Source organism: Tistrella mobilis KA081020-065, from assembly GCF_000264455.2.
Taxonomy (GTDB): Bacteria; Pseudomonadota; Alphaproteobacteria; order Tistrellales; family Tistrellaceae; genus Tistrella; species Tistrella mobilis.
Window position 1 is genome coordinate 335,518 of sequence record NC_017957.2, and the last position, 14,781, is coordinate 350,298.

The following is a 14,781-nucleotide window of genomic DNA, read 5'->3' on the forward strand; positions in this document are numbered from 1 at the left end:
CGTCATGCGGGGATCACATCCGGGGAGGCCGGCAGGAACAGCCGGTCGATGCGGATCGGCAGGCGCCGGAAGCGGCGGCCGGTGGCGTGGTGGATGGCATTGGCGATGGCGGCGGACATGCCGACATTGCCAAGCTCCCCCAGCCCCTTGATGCCCGAGGGGTTGCCGGTGCGGTCGTCTTCGTCGAGCAGGATGACATCCACCTGCCCGATATCGGCATTCACCGGCATCAGATAGTTTTCAAGATCGTGGTTCAGCACGCGCGCCGCCCGGCGGTCCAGCTCGGTCTCTTCCATCAGCGCGGTGGACAGCCCCCAGATCATGCCGCCGATCAGCTGGCTGCGCGCGGTGAGCGGGTTCATGATCCGGCCGGCGGCGAAGGCGCCGGTCATGCGGGGTACCTCGATTTCGAGCGTGCGGCGGTTGATCCGGATTTCGGCGAATTCGGCGCCCATGGCATAGCGCAGCAGGTCGCCCGATCCGCCGCCGCGCATGGGGGTGCGACCGGCGCGGAGCTTCTCCACCGCATCGGGCTTCAGCCCGTCGGGGATGAAGTCGGCCGTCTGGCTGATCGTCTCCAGTCCGGCTGCCTCCAATGCGGCGTCGAGCGCCATATAGGGGCCGCCGGCCTCGATCCGGCCGTCGCGGAGGCGGAGCGTGGCGGGGTCGAGCCCGTAGAAGGGGGCGGCCTCGGACGCCGTCAGGCGGGTGAAGAGATCGGCCTTCACCGCCTCTGCCGCCCGCGCCACCGCCGAACAGACGCTGGCGGTGGAGTTGGATCCGCCCGAGACGGGGGCCGGCGGCAGGTCGCTGTCCCCGGTTCTGACCGTCACCCGCTCGGGCGCCATGTCCAGCACTTCGGCGGCCATGCGCGCCACCACCGTGCGGATGCCGGTGCCCAGCTCGTGGCTGGCGGTCTCTACCGTCACCCGGCCGTCGGCGGCAAGCCGCACCCGGGCGGTGGCGGCGGCGATGTTGGCGGGGTAGACGGTGGCGGCGCAGCCCATGCCGATCACCCAGTCGCCGTCGCGCATCGACCCCGGCACCGGGTCGCGCCGGTCCCAGCCGAAGGCCTTTGCGGCGGCATCGAAACAGGGCATCAGCATCCGGCTGCTGTAGCGCTTGCCCGACAGCGGGTCGGTCGCGGTATCGTTCCGCCGCCGGAAGTCGATCGGATCCATGTCGAGCGCCGCCGCCATCTCGTCCATCGCCTGTTCCAGCGCGTAGACATAGGGCACTTCGGGCGGCGAGCGCATATAGCCGGGAGTGGGCCGGTCGGCATGGACCAGCGACAGCTTCGTCTGAACCGCGCCATAGCCGTAGAGCCGGGCGGTGACCGAATTGCCGCCGACCAGATAGGGATCGGCGCGCGAGGTGACCTCGGCGCCGTCGTGCACGAAGGCGGTGATCCGGCCGTCGCGCGTGGCGCCCATGCGGATCCGCTGGCGGGTCTCCGCCCGGTGGGTACCGGCGGTGAAGCCCTGGGCGCGGCTGACCACGCAGCGCAGCGGCCGGCCGAAATGCCGGGCGGCGAAGGCGATCAGCGCCGTGCGCGCGGTGATCGGCCCTTTGCCGCCGAAGGCGCCGCCGACGAATTCCGCCACCACCCGCACCCGGGCGGGATCAATGCCCAGCTGGCGGGCCAGTTCATGGCGCCAGCCGTTCACGTTCTGCGAGGGTTCGTACACCGTCAGCCGCGCCTGGTCGCCCTCGCCGTCCCAGACCGCGGTGGTGGAATAGAGTTCGAGCGCGTTGTGATGCTGCACCGGCGTTTCGTAATCGGCCTCGATACACACCTCGGCGACGGCGAAACCGGCCTCGATATCGCCCTGGCCGGGATCCTTGCGCCCGGCGGCGTCTGCGGCGGCGACGGTTTCGGCGCCGGCATCGTCGAAGCCGGTGGCGGGGGCCTCGGCCTCGATCCGGAAGCTCACCCGGGCGGCAGCCTCTGTCGCGATCTCGGCGGTCTCTGCCGCCACCACCGCCAGGATCTCGCCGTCATGGCGGATCAGCCGGTCCTGGAGCGGCGCGATCGACGAGGCGGCGACGCCGAAGCGGGGCAGGCCGATGCGGCCGGTGACGTCGTCGACGGTCAGCACCCCCAGCACGCCGGGCAGGGCGGCGGCCTTTGCGGTGTCGATCGCCGCCAGCCGGCCGCGGGCCACGGGCGAGACGACCAGGGCCGCATGGGCGAGGCCGGTTATCGCGGTGTCGGCGGGATAGACGGCCCGGCCGGTAACCTTGGCGCGCCCGTCGATGCGGGGGGTGTCGGTTGGCAGAGAGGTGGGGGGCAGGCTCATCGGCGGGTCTCCGTGACCGGGAGATCGCGGGCGGCAGGCAGGGCGCGGGCGGCAAGCAGGGCGCGGGCGATCAATGCGGCCCCCAGATCGCGCTTGAAGGCGTTGTCGGGCCGGACCACGGCATCGGCGAAGGCGGCGACCCCGGCGGCATGGGCACATTCCTCGGTCAGGCGTTCGCCGGCCAGCAGCTGTTCGGCCGGAAAGGCCCGCCAGGGGATGGTGGCGACGCCGCCCAGCGCGAGGCGCACCTCACGCACCCGGTCGCCGTCCAGGTCCAGCGCGCAGGCGGCCGAGACCAGGGCGAAGGAATAGGAGGTCCGTTCCCGGCGCTTCAGGAACAGCGAGCGCCGCGCCCAGCCCGGGGCGGGCAGGTGGATGGCGGTGATGGTCTCGTCGGCATCCAGCGCGGTTTCGACATCGGGCGTCGCCCCCGGCAGGCGGTGCAGCCGGGCCAGTTTCATGCGCCGGACCCCGCCCTGGCCGGTGATTTCGATCTGGGCATCCAGCGCCAGTGCGGCCTGGGCGAAATCGCCGGGATAGGCGGCGATGCAGCTGTCGCTGGTGCCGAGGATCGCATGGTGGCGGGTGATGCCCTCCATCGCGCCGCAGCCGCTGCCGCGCTCGCGCTTGTTGCAGGGCCAGCTGACGTCGCGGAAATAGGGGCAGCGGGTGCGCTGCAGCAGGTTGCCGCCCAGGCTCGCCATATTGCGGATCTGCGGGCTCGCCGCCAGCTCCAGGCTTTGCACCACCATCGGCAGGTCGCGGCGCAGCTCTGTGTCGGCGGCGGCCTCGGCCATGCGGGTCAGCGCGCCGATCCGGAAGGTGCCGTCGGGCAGGCGGGTGATGCCGCGCAGCGCCGGCGCCGACACCCGGTCCAGATCGACCAGGGCCGTGGGGCGTTCCACCCCCAGCCGCATCAGATCGACCAGATTGGTGCCGCCCGCGATCTGCCGGGCGCCGTGCGGCGCCGGACCATGGGCGGGTGTTGTCGGGTCGAGCCGAAAGGGCTGCATCACGCGCCTCCCATCCGGTCGGCGGCGGCGTGCACCGCCGCCACGATGTTGGGATAGGCGGCGCAGCGGCAGAGATTGCCCGACATGTGCTCGCGGATCCGCGCGTCGTCGGGGTGTGGTTCCGCCGCGATCAGCGCCACGGCCGACAGGATCTGGCCGGGGGTGCAATAGCCGCACTGGAAGGCATCATGATCGATGAAGGCCTGCTGCATGGGGTGCAGCGCGCCCCCGTCTTCCGCATCCGGCGCCAGCCCCTCGATGCTGGTCACCCGGGCGCCGTCCAGCCGGGCGGCAAGCGTCAGGCAGCCGAGCACGGCCCGGCCGTCGACCAGCAGGGTGCAGGCGCCGCACTGGCCATGGTCGCAGCCCTTCTTGGCGCCGGTCAGCCCCAGCCGGTCGCGCAGCAGATCCAGCAGGCTGAGCCGGGGGTCGATGGTCACGCGGCAGGGGCGGCCGTTGACCTCCAGGCCGACCATCAGGCCTTCGGCCAGGCGGTCCCCAGGCGGGCGGTTACCCGGCATCGTCGTCATCCGTGTCGCGGCGGTCGGGGGGCCAGCCTTCGGGGAAGCGGTCCTCATCCTCGGTCTCCCCATTCTGTTCGTCGTCGAGGGCCTCTTCGTCGTCGAACACGTCCTCGGCGGCGCGGCGGGTTGCCTCTTCGGTCGGGTCCAGGCCCTCGGCCTCGCCGGTGACGGGGTCGGTGATCACATCATCCGGCCGGGCGGGCGCTTCGTCGCGCGGGACATTGCGGAAGCGCCCGCCATCGGGGCTGCGCGTGTCGCGGGCATCGGCCTCGCGCCCTTCGGCGCTGCCCAGGATCTCGGCATCGGTGGGGTCCAGAGGCCGGCGGTTCCGGTCGGCTGTCGCCATGGCGGCGGTATCTCCTGCTCAGGCGGGCGGTTACCAGGGCTGAACCCCCGACCGCGCGGGAGGTTCCCGGATCAAGGGGGAACTCTCCCTCCGTCCGGCCGGTTGACCGCCATCCCCAGGAAGGAGGCCGGCGATGACCAGGCAGAGCCCGGAGCAGAGAACAACCAGCAGGGATGACCGGATCAAAGAACACATGCATCGGCTGTGGAAGGAAGAGGGCGCCATCCCGGGGCGCGAGGCGGAATACCGCGGCCGTGCCGAGGAGCTGGTGGCGATCGAGGACAACCAGCACCTGACCACCTTCCGCCCGGGATCCCCCCGCGACCGCATCCGCAACGACCCCGCCGAACCGCTGGAGGCGGTGGAGAACCAGGGTGAGTTCCCGACCCTGACCGACCAGGGCGAAGAGCGCACCACCCCCCGGCCGGTGCCGCCCCGGGATGACGATATTTCCGGGTGAGAGGCCGACGACAACGAGAAAACCCCGCACCCTCGGTCAGAGGATGCGGGGTTTCCGAAAGTGCCTCGGGTATCGTCAGGCGTCACGAATGTCCGTGGTGGTAGCTACGCCTGCGAACGCGCCTCTCGCCTGTGGGTCAGGTCGAGCCGTCGGCTCAGTCGATCAGGGAGAGGTTGGCGGCCGCCAGCTTGCCGCTGCGGCGGTCGGCGATCAGCTCGTAAGAGACCTTCTGGCCCTCACGCAGCTCGGTCAGGCCCGAGCGCTGAACGGCGCTGATGTGCACGAAGGCATCGGCTCCGCCCTCGTCGGGCTGAATGAAGCCGAAGCCTTTTGTGGCGTTGAACCACTTCACGGTTCCCGTCGCCATGAGGGGACACCCTTTCGTCATCGTCGTTGTCCAGTGTCGCCCGCAGCCCAGGCGCGGACGGACGGCGGGCACCCCATCATCCCTGGTGCCCGTCGACGAGAAAAAGGGTGCGGCTTTTCGGGCCGGGTTTCAAGTGCGGCCTTTCGCCTCCCGCCGTTTCGGCACGATCCGCAGACGCGAAAAACCCCGCCCCGGTCGAAACCAGGGCGGGGTCTTTCTTGGAGACATCGTCACCGTGGCGCGCCACCCGAGGGGGCGCACCGCAACCGGATCAGAGAAGCTCCAGATTGGCAGCTGCCAGCTTACCGCTGCGGCGGTCAGCGATCAGCTCGTAGGCGACCTTCTGGCCTTCGACCAGCTCGGTCAGGCCCGAACGCTGCACGGCGCTGATGTGCACGAAGGCGTCGTTTCCGCCCTCGTCAGGCTGGATGAAGCCGAAGCCCTTGGTGGTGTTGAACCACTTCACGGTTCCCGTAGCCATGGGAATAACCTTTCGTCGTCGTCATAAGGGCACCCGCATCGCGTGCGGATGGTCGAAATCAGATCTCAAACAAGACAAATTCGAATGGGTATACGAAGTTCATCGGCTAGAGGTCTGGGAACCGGGTAGGCTCGTACTCGACGCTGCCGAAGGTGGGGCCTTTTCGTCCCTCTGGCAAGCCGGTATTTCATTTTTTTGGGGGGCAGGCCCAAAATAATCCTCTCATGGCGGTGGACGGCGAGGGGAAAACGCGGCCTGCGGTCATTGCAGCCACGCGCATTCCCGCGTGCCCCTATTCTGCCACACCCAATGCCCTGAGCGCCGCCGCCGTCAGCCCCTGGCGGGGCGGCACCAGCCCGGCCCAGGGGTCGGTTGCGGGCAGCGGGTCGCCCAGACGGAAGGCGTCGGCCCGGTCGATCCCGGCCAGCATCTGCCAGTCGACCGGCCGGGCCACCGGGGCGCCGGCCCGGGCGCGGGGCGACCAGGGGCAGATGGCGGTGGCGGTGCGGTCGTTGCGGAAATGGTCGATGAAGATCCGGCCCCTGCGCTTTGCCTTGCTCATGGTCGCGACGAAGCGGCCGGGATCGTGGTCGGCGAAGCGCTGCGCCAGGGCCTTCGCTGCCGCCTTCACCACCGGCCAGTCGTGCCGGCGGGTGATCGGCACCACCACATGCACGCCCTTGCCGCCGGTCAGCAGCGGCACCGAGGCGAGGTCGAGGGCGGCAAGCGCGTCGCGCATGTCGAAAGCCGCCTGGCGCACGGCTTCGAACCCTACCGCCGGATCCGGGTCCAGATCGAAGACCAGCCGGTCCGGGCGCTGGGGCCGGTCGATGCGCGATCCCCAGAGATGCAGCTCCAGAACCCCGATCTGTGCCGCACCCACCAGACCTTCCGGATCGCGGACCAGAACATACTCTTCGGTACTGCCCAGGCTATCGGTCAGTTTACGGCTGGCGAAACCCCGGGGCAGACCGCGGCCGGCATGGCGCTGAAAGAAACAGGCCTTGCGGCGGCCCTCGGGGCAGCGCACAAGGCTGACCAGCCGGTTCTCCAGATGCGGCATCATCAGCCCGGCCACGGCATCGAACCAGCGGGCGAGATCGCGCTTGGTGATGCCCTGTTCGGGGAACAGGACCCGGTCGGGATGGGTCAGGCGCACGCCGCGCAGGCTGTCACCGGTCTCGTCCATCGCTTCTGCCTCCTCGACGGCCATCACCCGGTCCGCCTCAACTTCGGCCGCCGGCTTGTCCTCGCGCGGGCCCAGATAGCGGCCCTGGCGGATCAGCCCCTCGCCGGTCAGGCCGCCATGGGCGATCTGGACCACGATCCGCGGCTCCACCCAGCGCGCCGCCCGGGCCACGGCGGGCGGCAAGCTGTCGCGGTCGACCGGCGGGGTCCTGCGGGCCAGCGCCGTCAGCCGCGGTGCCAGCCAGGCGAAATCCCTGTCGCTGAAACCGGCGCCCACCCGGCCGGCATAGCGGCAGGTGCCGCGATCCTGAACCGCCAGCAGCAGCGAGGCGAAGGGCCGCCCGGCTTCGGAGGGCGAGGTGCCGACCACGACATACTCCCCCGCCTGACTGCATTTGACCTTGAGCCAGGCATGGCCGCGGCCCGGGCGATAGGGCGCATCGGTCCGCTTGGCGATCAGCCCCTCATGGCCCGCCGCGCAGACCTGGTCCAGCAGGTCCCCCGCCGGGCCGGGGCTGTGATCGACAAGGTGGATGCCGTCGCCCGCAGGCGCCCCCAGCAGCGCCCTGAGCCGGGCCCTGCGGGTGGTCCAGGGCAGGTGGCGCAGGCTTTCCCCGCCCGCCGCCAGCAGGTCGAAGACGCCGTAATGCAGCCCCTCGCCCCCGGCGGAGAGCGCCGCCTGCAGGGCGGAGAAATCGGTGCGGCCGTCTGCCGTCATCGCCGTCATCTCGCCGTCCAGCAGCACGCCGTCCAGGCCCGGCCGTGCCGCCAGCGCCCGGGCGATGCCGGGGAAGCGGTCGGTCCAGTCGAGGCCCGATCGGGTGCGGATGACGGCCCGGCCGCCCGACACCGCGGCGAGGGCGCGATAGCCGTCGAGCTTGATTTCGAACACCCAGCCGGGCCCGCGCGGCGGCCGGTCGGTCAGGGTGGCGAGCATCGGCGCCACGAAGCCGGGCAGGGGGGCGGCCTCGCGCTTCGGCTGAACCGCCACGCTGCCGGGGTGGCGGCGGGTCACCTCGCCCGTCGGGTCGGCATCGGCGTCGTCGCGCTTGATCAGCAGCCAGTTCTCGGCCTTTTCCGGCGCCCGTCCGGCCTTGGCCGCCGGTTTCATGCGCACCAGCACGAAACGGCCGCGCAGCCGCTCGCCATGGAGGATGAAGTCCAGCCGGCCGGCGGCGAGCCCGTCCTCGGCATCACCCACCGGCTCCCAATGGCCGCGATCCCACAGCACCACTTCGCCGGCGCCGTACTGGCCCGCGGGGATCTGCCCTTCGAAACCGGCATAGGCGAGGGGGTGGTCTTCGGTGCGCACCGCCAGCCGTTTCTGCCTGGGGTCCAGGCTGGGGCCGCGGGTGATCGCCCAGCTTTTCAGCACCCCGGCCCATTCCAGCCGGAGATCGTAATGCAGCCGCCGGGCGTCGTGCTTCTGGATGGCATAGGTCAGCCTGCCGCCTTCAGGGGTGCGCCCGCTCCTGGCCTCCGGCTCGGGCGTGCGGTCGAAGCGACGCTTGCGGCGATAGCTGTCGAGCGGGTCGGCGGCCATCGGCCTCACCCCGCCTTGCGCCGGCCGCTCCGTGCCGCCCGTGTCTTGCCACTGGCCTTGCCGCTGTCCTTGACCGAGCGACGCAGCGCCTCGACCAGATCGACGACCTTGCCGCCGCCGCCGGTCTCTTCCGCGGCCTCTTCGCCCAGCTCGACCGATTTCTCCGCCGCCTTGGCGTCGATCAGCTGGCGCAGGGCCCGGGTGTAATTGTCCTTGAACCGCCCGGGCTCGAAGGCCGAGGTCTTCCGCTCGATCAGCTCGGCCGCCAGGTCGAGAAGTTCCGGATCGCTCGCCTCTTCGTCGATCGAGGTGAAGAAGGGGGCGGCGCGCTGGACCTCGTCGGCGAAGCGGAGCGTCTCCAGCATCAGCCCCTGGCCGCAGGGCTTCAGCGCCGCGACATATTCCCGCCCGCGCATCACGAACTGGCCGAGGCCGATCCGTCCGGCGCGTTTCAGTGCATCGCGGAGCACGGCATAGGCCTCGATCGCCAGCTCGCCGTCGGGGACCACGTAATAGGGCCGCTCGAACCAGATCGGCGCAATCTCGTCGGGGCCCACGAACTGCACCAGATCCAGGGTGTGGCGGGCCTCCACCTTCAGCGCATCGATCTCGTCCTGGTCGATCAGCACCCAGCGACCCTGGCCCAGGTCGAAGCCCTTTACGATCTCGTCGGTATCGACCGGCCCCACCCCGGGCACGATTTTCTGATAGCGGATGCGCCGGCGCGAGGGCTCGTGGACCTGGTGGAACCGGATCCGCGCGCCGCTCTTCACCGCGGCATAAAGCTTCACCGGCACCGACACCAGGGCAAGCCGCATATTGCCGGTCCAGACCGGGCGTGCCGCGGGGCGATTGGCCGCCGCCTCGCCGTCATCCTGTCGTTTCGGTTTCGCCGCCTTGCGCGCCATGGGTCGCCTCTCGTCTTCTCCGGGCCTGATCCCGTCAACCCGGCCGCTGCGGCAGCGGTTCCCGAGACCCCGGACCCCCGAGACCCCGGAACCAGGGGGCGGGCTGCCGGGTTCGCGCTGCAAGGGTAAGACCAGCCGAAGGAGGTATCCGACCCATGTCAGATGCGCGCACCACCACCGATCACGACGAAATCCGCCGCTGGGCCGAGGCGCGCGGCGGCCACCCCGCTGCGGTCAAGGCGACCCACAAGGGCGGTGACGCCGGCATCCTGCGGATCGATTTCGACGACGGCGAGCCCGATCCGGGGCTGGAGCGGATCAGCTGGGAAGATTTCTTCCGCAAATTCGACGAGACCGCCATCGCCTTCCTGCACCAGGACAAAACCGCCGACGGCAAGACCAGCCGCTTCTTCAAATTCGTGCGGCGCGAGGAGGGGTGATCCATGGCGGGGCCGAAAACGATCCGGGCTTTCGGCATCAACTGCACGCTGAAGGGCGGCGATGCCGAAAGCTCGACTGATCTGCTGCTGTCGCAGTTCCTGGCGCGGCTCGGCCGTGACGGGGTGGAGACGGCGAGCATCCGCGCGGTCGATCACGACATCAAACCCGGCATCACCGCCGATGAAGGGCCGGGCGATGCCTGGCCGGCGATCCGCCGCCAGGTGCTGGACGCGCAGATCCTGGTGATCGGCACGCCCATCTGGCTGGGCCAGCCCTCCAGCGTCTGCAAGCGGGTGCTGGAGCGGCTGAACGCCTTCCTGACCGAAACCGACGAGGCGGGGCGGCTGCGCTCTTACGGCCGTGCGGTGGCGCTGGTGGTGGTGGGCAATGAAGACGGCGCCCATCATGTCGCGGCCGAGGTCTATCAGGGCCTGGCCGATGTCGGTTTCACCATCCCGCCCAATGCCGTGGTCTATTGGGTGGGAGAGGCGATGGGCAAGACCGATTACAAGGACCTGCCCGCCATGCCCGACAAGATCGGCACCACCATCGATCTGGCGGCGCGCAACGTGCTGCATCTGGCCCGGCTGCTGGCCGAAAACCAGTATCCGCCCGATGGCCAGCCGGCGAAGTTTCGCGAGGATTGAGCCGGCGGGGGGATTGAGTGATGGCGGGCGCACTGCCCGGTGCCCGCCATCATCTGCGTCAGGACTGAACGATGGTCCCGCCATTCGGATGCAGCACCTGACCGCTCATGTAAGACGCCTCCTCGCTCGCCAGGAAGACATGGCAGGCCGCCACCTCGTTGGGCTGGCCGGCGCGGCCCATGGGGGCGCTGCCGCCGTGTTCGGCGACCTTTTCGGGCGGAAAGCTGGCGGGGATCAGCGGGGTCCAGATGGGGCCCGGGGCGACCGCGTTGACGCGGATCTTCCGGTCGACCAGCAGCTTGGACATCGATCGGGTGAAGGCCACGATCGCGCCGCGGGTGGCGGCATAATCCACCATGCTGGGATAGCCCTGATAGGCGGTGATCGAGGTGGTGTTGACGATGGCCCCGCCGTCGGGCAGATGCTCCAGCGCCGCCTTGGTCATGAAGAAACAGCCGAAGACATTGGTGCGGAAGGTCCGCTCCAGCTGTTCGGCGGCCAGATCGGTGAAGTCCTTCACCTCGTGCTGTTCGGCGGCATTGTTCACCAGCACGTCCAGCCGGCCGAAGGTCTTGACCACTTCGCGGACCATCCGGCGGCAGACCGCCTCGTCGCCGACATCGCCGGCGATGTGCATGGCCTGGCGGCCTTCGGCTTCGACCAGACGCACGGTTTCTTCGGCGTCGCGATGCTCGTTCAGATACAGAATGGCGATGTCGGCGCCCTCGCGCGCCATGCCGATCGCCACCGCCCGGCCGATGCCGCTGTCGCCGCCGGTGATCAGCGCGACCTTATCCTTCAGCCGGCCGGTGCCGGGAAATCGTGGCATGTAATCGGGGGCCGGCGACATTTCATGCTCGCGCCCCGGCTGCTGATTTTGCCTTTGGGGTGGTTGAAGATGATCCGACATATCCGTCCCTTTCCAGGCTCTGTTGCAGACATGTCGCGTGAACGCTTCCAGATATATTTGGTTCCGGCATAGGAGGAACAGTATGCCATCCGTTCAAGTTCCGTCTCCGCGTGCCGCGTGACGTGCGGCCGTCCGATGAATTAAACTGCAACGGAGGTTGATCCACCCGATGACGAACGACGTAAGAAAGGTCGGGTGCCCCCAATCCGACGTCTGGCTTCCGGAGACGGCCAGGCTGGTGACTGCCGAAACCGAAGCCTCGACCGGCCGGCGCCCATGCATCATGCATCATGGCCCGAGGCTGCCTTCGGCAGGATGATCCCATGACGAAGGAACACCCCCAACCCATGGCAAGCGCACATCCCGGACGTCGCATCGACGGGACCGACCCGAAACGGCAGGCCGAGCACGACGACCGCTCGCTCGACCGGGCCCTCCAGGATCTCTACGCCGCTTATGGAGACGACACATCGCCGCCCGAAGAGCTGATGGCTCTGGCGCGCGAGGCTGCTGCGGCTCTGGTCGGCAACCCCGTCTATGACGATGCCACGCCGAAGGATGCATCATCCGAGGCATCTTCCCAGCCGGACGCCCCGCCGGCCGACGCCCTGCCGGCCGATACCGTGCAGGGCGGCGGAAAGCCCCGATCGGACGAGCACACCTCCTGATCCGATCCGGCACCCGCAGCGGGGTGCACCGGATGTCGTCGCCGGCCCCCCATGATGCGGGGCGTCAGCGGCGGCGGCAGAGATAGATCTCGTCCGCCGGACGGGACAGGATCGTGAACCCGGCGCTGCGCAGCATCGCTTCCGTGCAGGCCCGGTTCGGGATCCACCAGTTGCTGGGGTCGCCCGCATAGGCGTGCTCCACGAAATGCAGCCGCGGATAGTCGTCGCGATCAAAGATCGCGTGTTCCGAGAAGTCATGATCCGCGGCGAGTGCGCCGGCCGTTCCGGCGCCCCGCTCCAGCGACTGCACCACCAGCAGATCCGCCGCCGCATGGGCGTGGATCAGGTCCAGCGCCAGCAGCGGGTGGCGCAGGTGGTACAGCACCCCCATGAACAGCACCAGATCGAAGCGCTCGCCCAGCCGGGGCAGGTCGTAGACCGACATCTCCCGGAACTCGACCGCGACCCCGGCGACCTCTGCCGCCAGACGCGCCTGGGCCAGATAGCGGGGGTCGTGATCCACCGCCAGCACCCGGGCGGCACCTTCCTGCTTCAGCCGGATCGAGAAATAGCCGGCATTGCAGCCGATATCGAGCACGTTGAGACCGCCGAGATCCGCCGGCAGGGCCGGGCGCAGTCTTTCCCACTGAAAGCCCGGATAGTCGCCGAGGAAATGGTCCGGCGCGGTCCGGATGCCATCAAGTTCCATGTTGTGGAACCATGGCCCGAGTTCGTCGATGCGGCGCCTGAGATCGTGATTCGGGGTGTGGTCTGGCATGGGTCGGGTCCGTCTGTCGTCGGGAGTCATGGCCCTGCGAACAGCAGCGCCACCAGCGCTTCGGCGCGGGTGCGGCGGCCGCCGGCACGGGCACGGGCGTAAAGGCCGGCCAGACGGCCGGTCTCGAAGGTCTCGATCAGCCGCTGATGGACATAGCTGCGCCGGGCGACCGCCGGGGTATTGCCCAGCATCTCGGCCACCGCACGCATCACATGCGCGATCTGCCGGCGCCGGCGGGTGACCGATCGGGCGGGATCGGTGGCGGCAAGCGCCGCACCGGCGGCGGCAGTGGCGGCGAGGGTGCGGAAATCCTTGGCCGTGACCGGGGTTTCCACCGGGCCGCGGCCGCGGGCGATCTCGGCCAGATAGGCGTTCACATCGGCCGCAGTCACCGTGTGCGGCCGGCCGTTGCCATCCGGATACTGGAACAGCCGCGTGCCCTTCAGCCCCGTCAGGCGGGTGAGGGCGGCGGCCAGATCGGCATCGTCCAGGGTGCAGGCGATCGCCCGGCCGCTCTTGCCGCGGAAATCCAGCGCCACCGCGCTTTCCGAGATCGACACCTGGCGCTTCAGCAGGGTCGCGGCGCCGCGGCTGCGGCCGGACTGAACATAGTCCTCGCAGCCGATCCGGATATGGGTGAGGTCGATCACCCGCACGATCGCGGCCAGCGCGCCGTCGCGGGTCCGGCCTGCCTGTTCCAGATCGCGCGCCACCCGGGCGCGGATGCGGCCGATCGCCCCGGCCAGCGTCGCCAGACGGTCGATCTTGTCGCGCTCGCGCACCTGTTCCCAATCCGGATGATAGCGGTATTGCAGCCGCCCGGCGCGATCGCGGCCCGTGGCCTGAAGATGGGCGCGCGGGTCGGCCGCGATGCGGACCTCGCGATAATCGGGCGGGATCGCCAGCGCCTTGATCCGGTCGATTTCGGCCGGGTCGGTGATCCGCCGGCCATCACCGTCCAGATAGACGAAGCCGCGCCCTGCCCGCCTGCGGCGGATCGGCAGGGCATCGGCCGCGGCCCGGTGCAGCCCTGCCGCGCGCATCCGCGCCGCCCGCCGGCGCTTGCGCCCGCGGGCGGGCGGCGCGCTACCCTCGCGGCTCAATGTTCCGGCGCCGCCAGGCCCAGAGAGACCGCAGCGCCGCCGGCCGGCTCGCGCCGCCGGGCCGCGGCACCGCGCAGCTCTGCCGCGGGCTTCGCCACCAGCCGGCCCTCTTCGGCCAGCAGCTCGGCGAACCAGTCGATGGTGGCGGCAAGCCCGGTGCGCAGCGGCACCCGGGGTTCCCAGTCCAGCAGCCGGCGGGCCAGGGCAATATCGGGGCGCCGGCGGCGCGGATCGTCGGCCGGCAGCGGATCATGGGTGGTGCGGATCCGCCGGCCGGTCAGCCGGCCGATCATCTCGGCCATCTCCAGGATCGAATATTCTTCCGGATTGCCCAGATTGACCGGGGTCTCGGGCCGCCGCTCGACCTCGATCAGCCGCACCAGCCCCTCGACCAGATCGTCGACATAGCAGAACGACCGGGTCTGACGGCCAGAGCCGTAGATGGTGAGCTTCTGCCCGGTCAGCGCCTGGGCCACGAAGTTCGACACGATCCGCCCGTCATCCAGCCGCATGCGCGGGCCATAGGTGTTGAACACCCGCGCCACCCGGACATCGGTGCCGTACTGGCGGACGAAGTCGTAGCACAGCGCCTCGGCCATGCGCTTGCCTTCGTCATAGCAGGCGCGGGGCCCGGTGGTGTTGACGCAGCCGCGATAGCTTTCGGGCTGGGGATGCACCTCCGGGTCGCCATAGATTTCCGAGGTCGAGGTCATGACGAAGCGGGCCTCGGCCTGGGTCGCCAGTTCCAGAAGGTTCAGCGTGCCGACCACGCTGGTGGTGGCGGTGCGGATCGGCTGGTCCTGGTAATGCGGCGGCGAGGCCGGGCAGGCCAGATTCCAGACCTGGGCCAGGCCGGCGATCTTGGGCAGCGGCCGGCGGATGTCGTGCTCCATGAACACGAAATCCGGATGATCGGCCAAGTGGGCCAGATTGCGGGCAAGCCCGGTGTGGAAGTCGTCGACCCCATAGACCCGCCAGCCGTCGTCGATCAGCCGGGTCGCGAGATGCGAGCCGAGGAAGCCGGCGGCACCGGCGATCAGGGCCACCGGGCGGTTCGGCCGCGGCCCGCGGCGGTTGGTCTGCGGGGTGGGGCCGTTCATGGGG

16 protein-coding genes are annotated in these 14,781 nt (G+C 69.9%); 4 read left to right on the plus strand and 12 right to left on the minus strand.

All coding sequences use genetic code 11. The features are described 5' to 3' along the window. Window positions 1-2 precede the first annotated feature (2 nt). Genes TMO_RS19400 through TMO_RS19415 form a run of 4 tightly spaced genes read right to left on the minus strand, consistent with a single transcriptional unit; the run spans window position 3 to window position 4,183 of the window. Window positions 3-2,300, minus strand: coding sequence for a xanthine dehydrogenase family protein molybdopterin-binding subunit (locus TMO_RS19400; RefSeq protein ID WP_014747384.1), 2,298 nt, complete (start codon window positions 2,298-2,300; stop codon window positions 3-5). Continuing rightward, window positions 2,297-3,313 (minus strand): FAD binding domain-containing protein, encoded by a 1,017-nt coding sequence (locus TMO_RS19405; protein WP_014747385.1) that lies wholly within the window; start codon window positions 3,311-3,313, stop codon window positions 2,297-2,299. The genes TMO_RS19400 and TMO_RS19405 overlap by 4 nt, the downstream gene beginning before the upstream one ends. Then, on the minus strand, window positions 3,313-3,843 hold the full coding sequence (locus tag TMO_RS19410; protein ID WP_416069008.1) for a (2Fe-2S)-binding protein: 531 nt from the start codon (window positions 3,841-3,843) through the stop codon (window positions 3,313-3,315). Before TMO_RS19410 ends, TMO_RS19405 begins: the two co-directional genes overlap by 1 nt. Then, on the minus strand, window positions 3,824-4,183 hold the full coding sequence (locus tag TMO_RS19415) for a hypothetical protein (protein ID WP_014747387.1): 360 nt from the start codon (window positions 4,181-4,183) through the stop codon (window positions 3,824-3,826). The genes TMO_RS19410 and TMO_RS19415 overlap by 20 nt, the downstream gene beginning before the upstream one ends. A gap of 133 nt (window positions 4,184-4,316) precedes the next feature. Here TMO_RS19415 and TMO_RS19420 point away from each other — a divergent pair, with 133 nt between their 5' ends. Then, window positions 4,317-4,643 carry a DUF2934 domain-containing protein gene (locus TMO_RS19420; protein WP_014747388.1) on the plus strand — a complete coding sequence of 109 codons (327 nt, stop codon included), beginning with the start codon at window positions 4,317-4,319 and terminating at the stop codon, window positions 4,641-4,643. Between the two features lie 154 nt (window positions 4,644-4,797). Here the strand turns inward: TMO_RS19420 and TMO_RS19425 are convergent, their stop codons facing one another. The 4 genes from TMO_RS19425 to TMO_RS19440 all read right to left on the minus strand — a co-directional run bounded on the left by TMO_RS19425 (window position 4,798) and on the right by TMO_RS19440 (window position 9,130). Next, window positions 4,798-5,010, minus strand: coding sequence for a cold-shock protein (locus tag TMO_RS19425; RefSeq protein ID WP_014747389.1), 213 nt, complete (start codon window positions 5,008-5,010; stop codon window positions 4,798-4,800). Between the two features lie 271 nt (window positions 5,011-5,281). Then, complete coding sequence (locus TMO_RS19430; protein WP_041606896.1) at window positions 5,282-5,491, minus strand: cold-shock protein; 210 nt, start codon at window positions 5,489-5,491, stop codon at window positions 5,282-5,284. 292 nt (window positions 5,492-5,783) lie between these two features. Next, the gene (ligD, locus tag TMO_RS19435) at window positions 5,784-8,222 is read right to left on the minus strand and encodes a DNA ligase D (protein WP_014747391.1); all 2,439 of its coding nucleotides are present in this window, start codon (window positions 8,220-8,222) and stop codon (window positions 5,784-5,786) included. Between the two features lie 5 nt (window positions 8,223-8,227). Further along, window positions 8,228-9,130, minus strand: a complete 903-nt coding sequence (locus TMO_RS19440) for a Ku protein (RefSeq protein WP_014747392.1) — start codon at window positions 9,128-9,130, stop codon at window positions 8,228-8,230. Window positions 9,131-9,285: 155 nt separating this feature from the next. Between TMO_RS19440 and TMO_RS19445 the strand changes: the two genes are divergently transcribed. Together TMO_RS19445 and TMO_RS19450 are read left to right on the plus strand one after the other, a co-directional pair. After that, on the plus strand, window positions 9,286-9,570 hold the full coding sequence (locus TMO_RS19445; RefSeq protein ID WP_014747393.1) for a hypothetical protein: 285 nt from the start codon (window positions 9,286-9,288) through the stop codon (window positions 9,568-9,570). A 3-nt stretch (window positions 9,571-9,573) separates the two neighbouring features. After that, a complete protein-coding gene (locus TMO_RS19450) occupies window positions 9,574-10,218 on the plus strand; it encodes a flavodoxin family protein (protein ID WP_014747394.1) in 645 nt (214 codons plus the stop codon). Between the two features lie 58 nt (window positions 10,219-10,276). On the opposite strand, the gene TMO_RS19455 is transcribed toward TMO_RS19450, so the two are convergent. After that, entirely contained in the window at window positions 10,277-11,128 is an 852-nt protein-coding gene (locus TMO_RS19455; RefSeq protein WP_014747395.1) for an SDR family oxidoreductase, read from the minus strand. A 347-nt stretch (window positions 11,129-11,475) separates the two neighbouring features. Here TMO_RS19455 and TMO_RS30650 point away from each other — a divergent pair, with 347 nt between their 5' ends. Continuing rightward, complete coding sequence (locus tag TMO_RS30650) at window positions 11,476-11,796, plus strand: hypothetical protein (protein WP_014747396.1); 321 nt, start codon at window positions 11,476-11,478, stop codon at window positions 11,794-11,796. A 64-nt stretch (window positions 11,797-11,860) separates the two neighbouring features. Here the strand turns inward: TMO_RS30650 and TMO_RS19460 are convergent, their stop codons facing one another. Genes TMO_RS19460 through TMO_RS19470 form a run of 3 tightly spaced genes read right to left on the minus strand, consistent with a single transcriptional unit; the run spans window position 11,861 to window position 14,777 of the window. After that, on the minus strand, window positions 11,861-12,574 hold the full coding sequence (locus TMO_RS19460; protein WP_014747397.1) for a TIGR04290 family methyltransferase: 714 nt from the start codon (window positions 12,572-12,574) through the stop codon (window positions 11,861-11,863). Between the two features lie 26 nt (window positions 12,575-12,600). Then, complete coding sequence (locus TMO_RS19465; RefSeq protein WP_145978298.1) at window positions 12,601-13,677, minus strand: DNA topoisomerase IB; 1,077 nt, start codon at window positions 13,675-13,677, stop codon at window positions 12,601-12,603. Further along, on the minus strand, window positions 13,674-14,777 hold the full coding sequence (locus TMO_RS19470; RefSeq protein ID WP_014747399.1) for a UDP-glucuronic acid decarboxylase family protein: 1,104 nt from the start codon (window positions 14,775-14,777) through the stop codon (window positions 13,674-13,676). Before TMO_RS19470 ends, TMO_RS19465 begins: the two co-directional genes overlap by 4 nt. Window positions 14,778-14,781 lie beyond the last annotated feature (4 nt).